Source organism: Bartonella sp. AA126HLJHH, assembly GCF_042197425.1.
Taxonomy (GTDB): domain Bacteria; phylum Pseudomonadota; class Alphaproteobacteria; order Rhizobiales; family Rhizobiaceae; genus Bartonella.
Genome location: NZ_JBHIRU010000001.1, coordinates 327,373 through 340,854 on the forward strand (window position 1 = coordinate 327,373; position 13,482 = coordinate 340,854).

13 protein-coding genes are annotated in these 13,482 nt (G+C 38.5%); 7 read left to right on the forward strand and 6 right to left on the reverse strand.

What is annotated here, in order from left to right; translation table 11 throughout:
* The first annotated feature begins 34 nt into the window (after positions 1 to 34).
* The 7 genes from rimM (at position 35) to ACFIQC_RS01210 (ending at position 6,171) form a co-directional block, all read left to right on the forward strand.
* The gene (gene rimM, locus ACFIQC_RS01180) at positions 35 to 586 is read left to right on the forward strand and encodes a ribosome maturation factor RimM (RefSeq protein ID WP_375645284.1); all 552 of its coding nucleotides are present in this window, start codon (positions 35 to 37) and stop codon (positions 584 to 586) included.
* A gap of 289 nt (positions 587 to 875) precedes the next feature.
* Positions 876 to 1,574: a tRNA (guanosine(37)-N1)-methyltransferase TrmD gene (gene trmD, locus ACFIQC_RS01185; protein WP_375612244.1), complete on the forward strand. Its 699-nt coding sequence runs from the start codon at positions 876 to 878 to the stop codon at positions 1,572 to 1,574.
* Between the two features lie 209 nt (positions 1,575 to 1,783).
* Complete coding sequence (gene rplS, locus ACFIQC_RS01190; RefSeq protein WP_375612245.1) at positions 1,784 to 2,224, forward strand: 50S ribosomal protein L19; 441 nt, start codon at positions 1,784 to 1,786, stop codon at positions 2,222 to 2,224.
* Between the two features lie 495 nt (positions 2,225 to 2,719).
* Positions 2,720 to 3,121 (forward strand): succinate dehydrogenase, cytochrome b556 subunit, encoded by a 402-nt coding sequence (gene sdhC, locus ACFIQC_RS01195; protein WP_375606014.1) that lies wholly within the window; start codon positions 2,720 to 2,722, stop codon positions 3,119 to 3,121.
* Between the two features lie 18 nt (positions 3,122 to 3,139).
* Positions 3,140 to 3,526, forward strand: coding sequence for a succinate dehydrogenase, hydrophobic membrane anchor protein (sdhD, locus tag ACFIQC_RS01200; protein ID WP_375612246.1), 387 nt, complete (start codon positions 3,140 to 3,142; stop codon positions 3,524 to 3,526).
* A 6-nt stretch (positions 3,527 to 3,532) separates the two neighbouring features.
* Entirely contained in the window at positions 3,533 to 5,377 is a 1,845-nt protein-coding gene (sdhA, locus tag ACFIQC_RS01205) for a succinate dehydrogenase flavoprotein subunit (RefSeq protein ID WP_375677720.1), read from the forward strand.
* Positions 5,378 to 5,391: 14 nt separating this feature from the next.
* Positions 5,392 to 6,171 (forward strand): succinate dehydrogenase iron-sulfur subunit, encoded by a 780-nt coding sequence (locus tag ACFIQC_RS01210; RefSeq protein ID WP_005774220.1) that lies wholly within the window; start codon positions 5,392 to 5,394, stop codon positions 6,169 to 6,171.
* 1,881 nt (positions 6,172 to 8,052) lie between these two features.
* Here ACFIQC_RS01210 and ACFIQC_RS01215 read toward each other — a convergent pair.
* The 6 genes from ACFIQC_RS01215 to ACFIQC_RS01240 form a co-directional block, all read right to left on the reverse strand.
* Positions 8,053 to 8,328, reverse strand: coding sequence for a hypothetical protein (locus ACFIQC_RS01215; RefSeq protein WP_375612711.1), 276 nt, complete (start codon positions 8,326 to 8,328; stop codon positions 8,053 to 8,055).
* A 1,159-nt stretch (positions 8,329 to 9,487) separates the two neighbouring features.
* Positions 9,488 to 10,549 (reverse strand): P-type DNA transfer ATPase VirB11, encoded by a 1,062-nt coding sequence (gene virB11 / locus ACFIQC_RS01220; protein WP_375618302.1) that lies wholly within the window; start codon positions 10,547 to 10,549, stop codon positions 9,488 to 9,490.
* Positions 10,524 to 11,681, reverse strand: a complete 1,158-nt coding sequence (gene virB10, locus ACFIQC_RS01225; protein ID WP_375606219.1) for a type IV secretion system protein VirB10 — start codon at positions 11,679 to 11,681, stop codon at positions 10,524 to 10,526. Before virB10 ends, virB11 begins: the two co-directional genes overlap by 26 nt.
* On the reverse strand, positions 11,681 to 12,487 hold the full coding sequence (gene virB9 / locus ACFIQC_RS01230; protein ID WP_375606008.1) for a P-type conjugative transfer protein VirB9: 807 nt from the start codon (positions 12,485 to 12,487) through the stop codon (positions 11,681 to 11,683). Before virB9 ends, virB10 begins: the two co-directional genes overlap by 1 nt.
* A 13-nt stretch (positions 12,488 to 12,500) precedes the next feature.
* Complete coding sequence (locus ACFIQC_RS01235; protein ID WP_375606007.1) at positions 12,501 to 13,202, reverse strand: virB8 family protein; 702 nt, start codon at positions 13,200 to 13,202, stop codon at positions 12,501 to 12,503.
* On the reverse strand, positions 13,199 to 13,342 hold the full coding sequence (locus tag ACFIQC_RS01240; RefSeq protein ID WP_273790050.1) for a TrwH protein: 144 nt from the start codon (positions 13,340 to 13,342) through the stop codon (positions 13,199 to 13,201). Before ACFIQC_RS01240 ends, ACFIQC_RS01235 begins: the two co-directional genes overlap by 4 nt.
* Positions 13,343 to 13,482 lie beyond the last annotated feature (140 nt).

Below are 13,482 nucleotides of genomic sequence, written 5' to 3' on the forward strand. Positions count from 1 at the left end.
TGAAGGGTTCATTTTTGAGAGATAATATTTTTGCATGAAGTATAATAAAGAAAAGCTTAAAAATAAAGTCTATCTTGCCATTATTGGTATGCCTCATGGTATAAAAGGAGATGTTTTTGTTAAAATTCTAAGTGCTGAGCCACAGCGTTTCAAGTTTTACAGCACTCTTTATGATGATATGGGGCGTTCTTATGAAATTGTAACTCTTCGCATACAAAAAAATAAGGCGATTGTACGTTTTAAAGGGGTAGAAAATCGTAATGCGGCTGAGTCTTTAAAAGGGATTCGCCTTTATGTGACGCGTGATCAATTAATTGATGATTTGATGGAGGATGAGTTTTATCAAGTCGATTTAATAGGCTTGTGTGTCCAAGATTGTGGGGGGAAAATCTTAGGTGAAGTGTGTGGTTTTTTTAATTTCGGGGCTGGTGATTTGCTTGAAATACGTTTGAATACAGGTAAAAGAGTTCTTATTCCCTTTAGTAAGGCGGCGGTACCAGAAATTTGTATGGATTCTGGTTTTCTTGTTGTTGATCCCATGGCCGCTGGTTTAATTGATGGGGAGACAATGATAAAAAGGAAATAGCTTGAATCTAAAAATAAAGATGAAGGTAAAAAACAACAGATGAATTTCGTCAATAAAAAGTGGAATGTGTGAAAATATTAAAAATGCTCTTTTGAGCAGATATTGTAAGCACTTTATCTCGAAATAGTCCTGAATTTTTAGAGTCTTTTTTAGTGCAAGTATTTAGAAGGATCGTATTAAATATGGCGCAGATCAAGAAGACTCAGATTAACGCTATAGCGTTAAAAGTCTTGTTTGTGCTATTTTTGCTATTAAGAGTCTGTTTAAGAAAATAAGGATAAGAAATAAAATGAAATTTCAGGCGCGCGTTTTAACCCTTTATCCTGAAATGTTTCCTGGTTTTTTAGGGTATTCTTTAGCAGGGCAAGCTTTAGAGCGTGGAATTTGGTCACTGGAGACGGTACAGATTAGGGATTTTGCTTTAGACAAACACCATAGCGTTGATGATAAACCTGCTGGTGGGGGAGCTGGTATGGTAATGCGGGCGGATGTATTGGCGGCTGCTCTTGATTGCTGTCCACAGGATTCGCCAAGATTGTTGATGAGTCCACGTGGGCGTCCTTTTGACCAAGCTTACGCGCATAGCTTGGCTCGTGATACGGGTGTAACGTTAGTTTGTGGACGTTTTGAAGGGGTTGATGAGCGAGTCATAGAGGCACGAGAACTAGAAGAAGTCTCTATTGGTGATTATATTCTTTCAGGGGGTGAAACAGCCGCATTGGTTATCTTAGATGCTATTATACGTCTTCTGCCTGGAGTGATGGGGAATGCAGCTTCTGCAAGGTGTGAAAGTTTTGAAAATGACTTGCTGGAACATCCGCAATATACCCGCCCTTCTCTTTTCGAAGGGCGGGGTATTCCGCCTGTATTGCTCTCAGGTCATCACAAAGCGATCGCAGATTGGCGTCAAAGCCAAGCCGAATTGTTAACACGTCAACGTCGCCCTGATCTTTATGCGCGTTATAATAAAAATCATCAGAAAACTTGATTCATATGATAAGGTGGTGTATTGCATGGCTCTCTTTTTAGAGAGTTTTTTATAAAAGGTTTTCTGTAGTTCCAAAATTAAAATGAAGGAATGGTGTATTCGCTCCTGTGTAAGACATAGCCTAAAGAGCTCCTTATTCTTAATAAAGGCTTTTTTGGTAAGAGTTGAGCGCTCTGACTGTTCGATAAAGAACATGAAGGATAAAAGAAATGAATATTATCGCACAGCTTGAAGCTGAACAATGTGCAAAAATTGAAGAAAAGCGCCAATTTCCAGCATTTCAGCCAGGAGATACAGTCCGTGTTATGGTGCGTGTGACAGAAGGTACACGGACGCGTGTTCAGGCTTATGAAGGTGTCTGTATTGCGCGTTCAGGCGGTGGGTTGAATGAGACCTTTACAGTACGCAAGATTTCTTATGGCGAAGGGGTGGAGAGGGTATTTCCTGTTTATTCTCCTTTGATTGAAGGTGTTGAGCTGGTGCGCCGTGGTAAAGTGCGCCGTGCAAAACTCTATTATCTACGTGGCTTGAGAGGTAAAGCTGCACGTATCGCTGAAAAGAGAGATTATCGGAAAAAAGCTGAAAAGGTTGTTGAGAAAGTAGAAGCAGCATCTGTCAGCACAGATGTTGAAAAGCAAGTTTCTGAGTAAAGATTATATCGGCTAAACTTTATGCAAAAGCGGCTTTTATGCCGCTTATTTGTGTCTTTCTTGATTCGTTTTGCCTTTTAAAAGGCTTGGAGGGGACATAAAAATGTTTAATCTATCAATTTTTCCTCTTTTTATTCTTAATCATGGGTGCAATTTAAGAGACCATTGCATATATCGTGGATACTCAAAAGGATAAGTTTAATCTGAAAAAATGTCTGTTTATATTTGGAAAAGATTTTAGACCTTTGACGTGAAGATAAAAGTGTATTAGATTAAGGCGAGTTTTGCGGATCATATCCGGGGAGTAATCGGTTTTTTTATGCGTGACCTTTAATCCGTTATTTGAGACAACCGACCTGTAATATCGGTATCTTGAGATGCCAAACAAGTAAAAACGAGAGAGTATGTTTAGTCGTTTTGCGCGAACTTTCTCGTTCATTGCGGTTGCAAAAACCAGGTCAGGATATTTTATGATAAACCAGGTCAGGATATTTTATGATAGAGACAACTAGGATAAAAGAGCGCCCTCGTTCCCCTCATATAAGTATTTATCGTTGGACAATTACTATGGCCATGTCCATTGCACACCGCATTACGGGTATGGCACTTTATGTTGGAACGGTTTTTCTTGCTGTTTGGTTAATTGCTATTGCGTGTGGCGAGGAGACATTTAGAACAGTTTACGAAATTTATAGTTCTTGGTTTGGATTGTGTATTTTGTTTCTTTATACTTTGGCAGGGGTTCATCACATGGTTGGTGGTGTTCGCCACATTGTTTGGGATCTGAAGCCTTGCCTTTTGGCAAAAGAAAAGGCAACAGTCACTGCTTGGGCGACAGTGTTTATTTCTCTTATTGTTACTTTTGCGATTTGGATTATTGGATATACCGTTGTTTAGCTGGGGGTGAAAAGAGACATGAAAAAAGATTTTCGAACGGAACTTGGAAAAGTACGGGGGCGTGGCAGTGCTCATGAAGGAACAGAGCATTTTTGGCTAGAACGTTTGACGGGGTTTATCAATCTACCACTTTTGATATTTTTTATTGTTCTTATTCTTTCGCTTGTGGGAAAGGATTATAGTATTGTGCGTGCAAGACTTGCACATCCTATTGTTGCTATCTTGATGGGATTGATGACTTTTTCGGTCCTTTATCATATGAAACTTGGTATGCAGGTAGTGATTGAAGATTATATTCCACGTGAAGGTTTTCGGATATTCTTTTTGACGTTAAATATTTTATTTTGTTTTCTCATAGGTGGTATCATTATTTTTTCTCTTTTGAAAATTGCATTAGGGGGTTAAACAAGTATGGCGGGTACAGGATCATCTCTGGGTGCTAAAGCAGGTAACGCCCCTTATCGCACTGTAGATCATAAATTTGATGTTGTTGTTGTTGGGGCAGGTGGTGCAGGATTACGTGCGACACTGGGTATGGCAGAACAAGGATTAAAGACAGCTTGTATTACGAAGGTTTTTCCAACGCGCTCACATACGGTTGCAGCACAAGGGGGAATTGCTGCATCGCTTTCAAATATGGGACCTGACAATTGGCAGTGGCATTTATATGATACCGTGAAAGGTTCTGATTGGTTGGGCGATACCGATGCAATGGAATATTTGGTGCGTAATGCTCCTGCTGCTGTGTATGAATTAGAACATTATGGCGTTCCTTTTTCGCGAACGCAAGAAGGCAAAATTTATCAGCGTCCTTTTGGCGGACATACGACACAATTTGGTGAAGGTCCGCCTGTTCAGCGTACTTGCGCAGCAGCTGACCGTACAGGCCATGCCATTTTGCATACGCTTTATGGACAAAGCTTAAAGCATAATGCGCAATTTTTTATTGAATATTTTGCACTCGATCTCATCATGACGGATGGGGTTTGTACGGGGGTTGTGGCATGGAATCTCGATGATGGTACAATACATCGTTTTTCTGCCAAAATGGTTGTTCTTGCAACCGGTGGTTATGGACGGGCTTATTTTTCTGCGACATCGGCGCATACCTGTACGGGTGATGGTGGTGGAATGATCGCACGCGCTGGATTGCCACTTCAGGATATGGAGTTTGTGCAATTCCATCCGACAGGGATTTACGGTTCTGGCTGCTTAATTACAGAAGGAGCTCGTGGTGAAGGAGGCTATTTAATCAATTCTGAAGGTGAACGCTTTATGGAGCGTTATGCACCTTCCTTTAAGGATTTGGCTTCACGTGACTTGGTTTCGCGTTGTATCACACTTGAAATTCGTGAAGGGCGTGGCGTTGGACCTAAGAAGGATCATATTCATTTGGTTCTCAATCATATTGATCCTGCAATCTTGCATGAGCGTTTACCAGGGATTTCAGAATCAGCACGGATATTTGCAGGGGTGGATGTAACAAAAGAGCCTATCCCCATCTTGCCAACGGTTCATTATAATATGGGTGGGATTCCTACCAATTACTACGGGGAAGTTCTCAATCCAACGGCTGATTCGCCTGATCGTATTCAACCAGGGCTGATGGCGGTAGGAGAAGCAGGATGTGCTTCTGTTCATGGTGCTAACCGCTTGGGGTCAAATTCATTAATTGATCTTGTGGTGTTTGGTCGTGCTGCTGCCATTCGCGCGGGTGAAGTTATTGATCGGAATGCAGAAATTCCACCCATCAATGAAGAAGCTGTTGACGAAATTATAGCGCGTTTTGATCGTTTACGTTTTGCACAAGGGGCAATACCAACAGCTGTATTGCGTGAAAAAATGCAACGCACGATGCAAGAAGACGCAGCAGTCTTCCGTACAGAAGATTCTTTGAAACAGGGATGTCAACGGATGAATAAAATCTGGGGGGAATTGTCGGATCTCAAAGTCACAGATCGTTCTCTGATATGGAATTCTGATTTGGTTGAAACATTAGAGCTTGAAAATCTTATGGCGAATGCAATCATGACTGTTTATTCTGCCGAAGCACGTTCAGAAAGCCGTGGCGCTCACGCTCGTGAAGATTATCCAGAGCGTGATGATAAAAACTGGCGTAAACATACGATTTCACATTTGTCAAAAGAGGGTAAGGTGACATTATCATATCGACCTGTCCATGTGGACCCGTTAACATCTGAAGCTGATGGTGGGATCGATTTAAAGCGCATTGCACCTAAAAAACGGGTTTATTAAGGGGAGAATAAAATATGGTACAAATTAAGCTTCCCAAAAATTCTCAAGTAAAACCGGGAAAGGTTTGGCCTAAACCTGAAGGTGCTACAAAGCTGACGGAATTTCACGTGTATCGTTGGTCGCCTGATGATGAGGAAAATCCTCATTTAGATACTTATTATGTGGATCGTTCTGCTTGTGGTCCTATGATTCTTGATGGGCTTTTGTTTATTAAAAACCATATTGATCCAACTTTGACACTTCGTCGATCATGCCGTGAAGGCATCTGTGGTTCATGTGCGATGAATATTGATGGAACCAATACATTAGCTTGTACCAAAGGGATGGATGATGTAAAACATCCCATTAAGGTCTATCCGTTGCCTTCCATGCCGGTTGTTAAAGATTTGGTTCCTGATTTAAAGCGTTTTTATGCACAACACCGAGTCATTGAGCCTTGGTTGCAAACAGTTTCTCCTGAACCTGCAAAAGAATGGTTACAAAGTCACTCCGATCGCCAAAAAATCGATGGCCTTTATGAATGTATTTTGTGTGCGTGTTGTCAGACTTCATGTCCAAGTTATTGGTGGAACGGTGATCGTTATTTGGGGCCCGCTGTTTTGCTTCAAGCTTATCGCTGGATTGCGGATTCACGTGATGAGATGTGTGGTGAACGTCTTGATAATTTAGAAGATCCTTTCCGCCTTTATCGTTGCCATACGATTATGAATTGTGCGCAAACTTGTCCAAAGGGATTAAATCCAGCGAAAGCGATTGCTGAAATTAAAAAACTCATGGTTGAACGCCGCCTTTGAAAATTTACTGATTGATCAAAATAAAGCGCAAGGTGGGAAATTGTATCTCCTTTTAGCAATTAAATCTCTAAAAGAAGATCGGCTGCTTATGGGGGCGCAGTAGCTATAATCATTCTAAAAGCGAAGTAATCTCTAAAAATTAAGCAATCCTTGTAGAAGCAATCCTTGCAATGGCTGAGCAGAAAACTCATAGTTGAATATTATCTTTGAAATTTGACCGATTAACGAACAGTAAAAAGAAAAATAGAAAATTGTGCGTGTTTTTGTGCCTCTTTGAGGCTTAATCTCTAAAAATTTATTGGCTTCTATGAGGCGGTTAGTATAGTTATTATTGCCTTTAAAAAGGCATTAGTCTTTCGAGTAAACTATACTTTAAATAGCGTTCTATGTAAAAACAATAAAATTAATATGCCATGTGTTTTTATTTTTATTAAATTCGCATCATAATTTATACTTTGATGCAGATTTAAGTAATCATTTTTTATAAAAAATGATTACTCTGTATAAATATAGCACAAAAATAAATGCTGATACAAATATTAAACGCATGTAAATTATCTAAATGAAATACAAAGGAGTGATCATTATGACAATTCGTCATTTTACGACACATTTATTGTAATATCGAAAACATTGCTAGTATTCAAGGATTAGGAATTTTTGATAATATCATTATATATATAAAGGTCATATTTTTTATTTTAAAGATTGGATTGTTAATCGCATTAAAAAACAAAATTTATAGTTCTCAAAAAATGGAGAACGTAAAATCCCTCTCTATTGTAGAGATAGATTATATAGTTAAGGGGGTAGTAATTTAAAAATATTGTAACATCATAGATTTAAATTCATTAAAGAGCAGATAAGACGTTTGAAAAATAGCAAATTTATAGGTTTCTCTAAAAATTTAGAAAAGGCTAGTGAGAATTCTAAGAACACGTGTTGCGAATGTGGAATAAGCGGTGTTTGTAGGTTCGTTTGAGTTGAATAAATTCAATCATCAAAGAAAATATGTTGTATTTTGACGAGTTTCGGAGGTTTTGATTTTATATGTTTTTATCTATAAAAAATAGAGATTTCTAGGTTTAGATCTTATTTATTATGTTAGGGTATTTCATTGTTCTTGTATGTATGCTTAAGAAAGTTGTTTAAGCAGTAAAAGTGTTTTTTATTTTTCAGCATAAAAGATATTTCTTAACATGAAAAAGAGGTGTCCAAGTATTAACGGTATAATCAGTCATTGTTTTGGTATTTATTCTGTTGTGCTGTAAAACACTATCTTATTTAGGATGTGGTAATTAGAGTGGTTAGAAGGTGAAATCTGCTAGGTGAGGGGGCGGATTGTTTGCAGATCAGTGGCGTGTTAAGAGGCTTCGTCCTTTGAGGTGTGATAGGTGGAGTCTGTTAGCCAATTACGTAAATGAGAGAGAAATCTACGTGGACAGGTTTTTAACCTAACCTCTCTTATATATTGTGATAGGAAATTCACATTAATAAGGACTACGGCCGGTTACAGAAAATAGAAATCATTGCGAAAAAACAAGCGTGCTTGTTTTAAAATTTTTAATATTTGTGATCATAAGGGCCTGCGAAATTTCCTGTAGTATCACGCAGACCGTTCGTATTCTCGAGCCAAGAATTGTCCATATATCCTCTTCAATCTGATCTTCACGAATTGATGCAAGAGATGGGTACGAACACCTGTAAGAATAAGCAGATGCAAAGCCAGTTGTATCATTATTGTTGCTTTGCAGAGTGTTTGATAAAAATCTGGAACATTTCTCCAATTCATTGCCGGTTTATTAATGACTTTATGGCGTTGTTTTTTTAAAAGAGCTTTTGCTGTTGCAGCTTTTACTTATCAGATGGGAGTTAAGAGTATTATGTATCTCTGTTGGCGCAATCTTTGAAAGTTGCTATACAGCCGCCTAATTTGAGGAGAATATGAAGCTGTAAAGGTGCAAACCAGTTTCCATTTTTAGCATCATTTTTTAATTCTGCTTTACGGCTTTCAAAAGCATCTAGAGTAATGTCTTTTAAATAATAGAGATTACACATTGCTTCACGCTTTTGTTTCTCTCGTTCTTTAATAAGATCAAAACCCTTATGTAAAACAGAACGCCCCGAACCAAATACACTTTGCTTGTCAATTTGCACGCTTGTTTTTAAGAAACCTTTCTTTAAGGTGCCTAAGCTTATTTCACTACAGAGTTCGTGGATGGTATAATGGTAAAGCCCCGATGAATAATATAAAATTTATAGAGCATCTCCATTTTTACACTTCATAAAAGAACAAGTTGGGCGCCATTAGACACTTTGCAAACTCCCAATGTTGTGACAATTTTTGGCATTTTGGATGGTTTATAAAAGGCATTTTTAGTGCTTTTTTGTACAATTTCATTCTATACGGCTTTATTTACTTATAATGTGCAAGAGACATGGTTTTGGTTAATAAACAGCTTTGAAATGAGAGAATCCTACGGTACTAAGATCTTTTATCCAACACGCAAAATAATGAACACTCTTTATAAGACAATGTGATGCATCTTAAGAAGAGTGATTGTAGATCTGTTCTTTTAGGAATTTTTGCTTTTTGTGGTGCAGAGAAGAGAGCAGGAATATTCAGAGTAGAGCTTACCTTATGTAGTCTATGGATATCATCTTTAGGAGAGGGACATAAGCCACGTGATATGGTTAGCAAAGCTTGCTTAAGAGAAATTTGGTTGTTTACGAACAACTGGAGGTTAAGAATCTTTCTTCGTCCGAAGAAGACGTCTATATACCACTATACTTTTTATTACCAAATAGAACGTGGTTTATGGATGCTAAATCGAAATGATAATTTATTTCGTATGAGGTTTTCCGTATTTGGAGATTGTTTGGTTAAAAAACATATTTATTAATCACTTGAAAATAGTGCTTAGAATTTTTAAACGATAAGTTTTGGTCTTGATGACGATAATTATTTGTGATGATCGAAAGTACCTATTTTACGAAGCTTTCATTGATAAGCGAATCAAAATTTATTCTTTTCTTTTGTTTAAATATTTATTTTGCAGCTATTTTTTCTTTTTTGCATCAAAGATACTTTTTCAAAAGGTAAATGGAAAGAATGATCAAAGGCAAGAGAATAAAGAGAGCCTTATGTATAATTTGGTTTTCTCGTAGAGTTGTTGTCTATTAACTTTTTTCTTCATGAAGAGTGTAGAAAATCCATCGGAGAAGCAAAGAGAATAGGAAAAGTTAAATAAATAGCCGTAACAATTAGTTACGGCTATTTTTGTTTGCTTCATATTACCGAGAGAGGAAGCTCCCCTTAAGCGATTTTTGATTTAGCAAAAATCGGGTCGTAAAAGACTTCAGAGAGTTTTCTATCTTTAAAGAACAACACTACGTCAACTGTTGTATAGAGAACGATTTTTATCATTTCTAACTCGAGTTGCCGGCCAATTTCTGATCTTTTAATCAAGGTGGCACATCGCTCAAATGTCTGCAAAGCGCTGTTAGCATGCGTTGTTGTAATCGATCCGGGATGACCAGTGTTGAGCGAATTGAGATATTCCCATGCTTCATTGCCTCGCAATTCAGCGAGAAAAATTCTGTCAGGCGACTGACGCATACACGCATCTAGGCATTCTTCAGCTGAAACACGACCTACATTGTTACCATAAATCATATGTACATGATTGGGATGATTGGGTAGAAAAAGCTCATGAACATCTTCAATTGTGATAATACGCTCCTCTACAGGGACCTTTTCAATTAAAGAGCGAGCAAATGTTGTTTTACCAGATCCTGTTTTGCCTGCAATAATAATGTTGCGTTTGTGAAGGACGCATTCTTCCAAAAATTCAAGAATTTTTCCCTCACGTTTACTTTGTAAGAGTTGAACTTCAAATGGTTCCAACCGTGTGAAGTCTTGCCTCGATAACAAGTTATTGGCTTCTTTTGCTGAAGGCTTATTAAAACTTACATCAGAAAAATCGTCAAATGCCCCTTCTTCTTTGAGTTCTTCTAACGTTTTAACTATGAGAGAATGTTTACGAATTACAAAGGAAAGAGCACCATCAACAACAGCTGGTGTTTGTATAATTGTACCACGTTGTCCACCAGGCAAGAGCACATAATTAATACTTCTGGGAGCCATACCGTTATAAACGATAATAGCTGTAATAAGCGTTTGCAAAAAAGTGGTTGTTAACTCTGGTACGCTATGTACTTGCCAACCCTTAAAGCTTTTCGTCCATACTTCACAGGGGCGGCAAATCGATAATTCAGTGATCGTGGGATCTTCTAAAAAACAATCAAGCGGTTGCAGAAGCTGAAAAACTGCTTGATCTTTTTGTATCGGGTTAACGTGTGACGAGACTGTAGACATCGCTGAAATCCAGATCACGAGCAACAAAAATATTTACTCGTTCGCCTTGGTTTTTGTAAAGTGTTGGTGTGATATTGATGGAATTTTGAAGAACATCGATTGCTATAGATTCAGCATTCTGAGCTCCTTTATTTTGTGAGTTATCTTTATTTTCTTTGCTGCTTTTACCAACTTTTCCTCTTACCCATTCTCCTAAATCACCGATAATGCTTACCATAATTGCACTACCAAATCGTTCCCAAAAATGTCTGTCAACCCAGCCACCAATACCCGCTTCACCCAGAGGACCTGTGCCTGGTGAGTCAAGATTGACAACAACACCAGAAGGCGTTTCAATGCGTAACCATTGCACAAACACGCGCGTTTGTCCTTGTTGTATGCCACTTTGGTAAAAACCAACGACTTTAGAACCACGGTCAAGCAAAACAACACGTCCACTCGTGGAATAAATATCGCGTGTTAAATGACACGTCGTCATTCCGGGTTGTGATGTAATGATTTTTGTTTCTAATGTACAATCTATTTGCGTTCCTTGTGTAATCAAAAAGTCACGGTTACGAAGTTGCATCGCATGTGATTGACCTAAACGCACAGGCTGAAGGTTATCAAATAATACGCCATTACCTCTATCATTATTCGATGCTTTATTATTTGTATCTGTAGATCCTTCGCTACCACCGTTGTTAAGGCTAGAACTGAGCATACGTTTGCGTGCTAATTCTTCAGAATCTTGGAGCATATGTGGAGGAATGGCTGTTTGAAGAAGCTTACTCAAGGCCGGTGGAATATCCAAGTTTGAATCTTCTGTTTGTGTTGATTTTTCTGCTTCTTCTACAATCTTTGGCTCTTCTATAATCCGAGGGACATAGTTTGGTATAATTTGCTGTACTATTTGTTGTGGTTTTTCTTCCTCAACCTCCACGGTATTACGCATTTTAAAAGCTTTCCAAGTCAAGGCAATCGGTATCGCTACTATGACAATAAGTCCTACCATTAACAATGCACGGGTACCTGGAATTGTTGGACGACGTTCAGAACCTAGTTCGGACCCTCCATAGGTACCTTCAATATGTTTTTGTTCGACGTTGTCCAGTTTTGTACCTTTTCCCTCTCCTTCCTTATTGTCAAACATCATTTTCCTCCTTTATTGATACGATAAACCACCGAAGATACTGTCCCTGTTGTGTTTGGTACGCCATTGGGGTCATAGGCTTCATTAAAAACAGCTAGAGCGCGTTTACCAAGCCGTATAAGCCATTTAGGATTGACCTTATGAACGGCGATAATATCATTAGAACTGCCGATAACGGTGCGTGGTATTAAGCTTTCATTACCTTCAGCATCTACGACATAAATCGATGGCATATCCATGTTAGCGGGAAATTTAAAGTAAGTAATACGCCCATTGTCCCAAGCATTTATCGGAGCAATATCTTGGTGACCACTCATGGTATAACTGAGATTATAGCCGTTGACGCTTTGGTGAAAACCACGTTCAATCGCAAGGCGTCGATTGTTTTCTTCTGACTTTTCATCGTTTGAATCGGGATAATGGAAAGCCAATTCATATGTTGATCCCGCACGGTCATTCCGAAATTGTAGTCGGAATTTATAACTCCGTTTGTCGGTTACAACGATGAGATTGGTATTGGCAAGTTCTGCTTTTGGTTTAATAAAAATATGCCGCCCTTTATGAGCAAAGGCATAGGCTTCAGAATCACCAAAGGCATGAGTTATGTACTGTTCACCTTCTTCAAGAATAATATGTGTTGCCACACCAAGAACTGTTTCAATTTGAACCACATCGGCTTCGTTATATGTTATATAGCGAATGCGGTGATCATATTGTGAATTTGATGGACTTTTGAGCGCCTGCACAGGTACCGTATAAAGAGAAGAAAACGAAGACAATAGAACAACGAACGCAAGTTTTTTCATAACAATCAATTCCTTAATCATTCAACAGTATTTCTGGGTCAGAACGGTAACTTGTTACTTGAAAACCAAGGGGGTTAAGCAATCGATCAGATGATTTCATGGGTGCACCAACATAGGTGTAACCAATTGTTGCAATTTGGTGCTGTTTTGGTCCAGTAGCAGCACCGTTGCTGTCAAGTTGCTGAGTCGTAAAACGTACAGTTGCTTGACCGAGTCCATTAGGCTGGATTGATCGTACTTTAACTGTAATACGTGCTTTGTTGGAAAGCACTTTGTCCCGTGCATTTTCTCCATCATAGATTTTATAATATTCTTGTTGAACAGATGCCGCACTTAAAAGTGCTGTTGTGTCATAGTTCAGTTGAATAGTATCGTAGTCGTAAGTTTCGCGGTTAAGTACATATTGGTTTAGCCAATATCTATCTACAACTTCACCATAGCTTTCTTCGTGTTCACGCATGATTGAGATAACATCAACTGCACCCGTCGTATTATCAACGCGCAATACTAAGGGAGTTGGAGCTGGTTGAGAAAATCCAACAACTCCACATATCATACCGAATAAGCCAAAAAGACCCACAGTACTCGCAACACGCCATGCCGTTCTGCGCGACCTTATAAATTCATTGATAAGATCACGTTCTAAGCCACGGCTTTCTTCATAATAACTTCTAAGTTGTTCGGCTTTCACTGGTTTTGCTTGTTTTGTTTTCATCTGTCTCCTCGCTTGATTTCGGCAGGGATTGTTTTATTAATAGGCACGCGGTTCCTGTCATTGGGCTGTTTTAGCTTTGGTGCTAATGCACAAGCCGATAAAAGGTTTGCAATCAAAATTATAAGAATGATCGACTTCATTTTAATATGACTCTTTTTTACTGTTATACACATTCTGATATTTGTTGTCATTATTATAATTTTGACACCAAAGTAAAGTGTATAGTTTACGATAATTTATCTTTTCTTAATTTCATTTTTTAATTTATGAAAATAGCTCA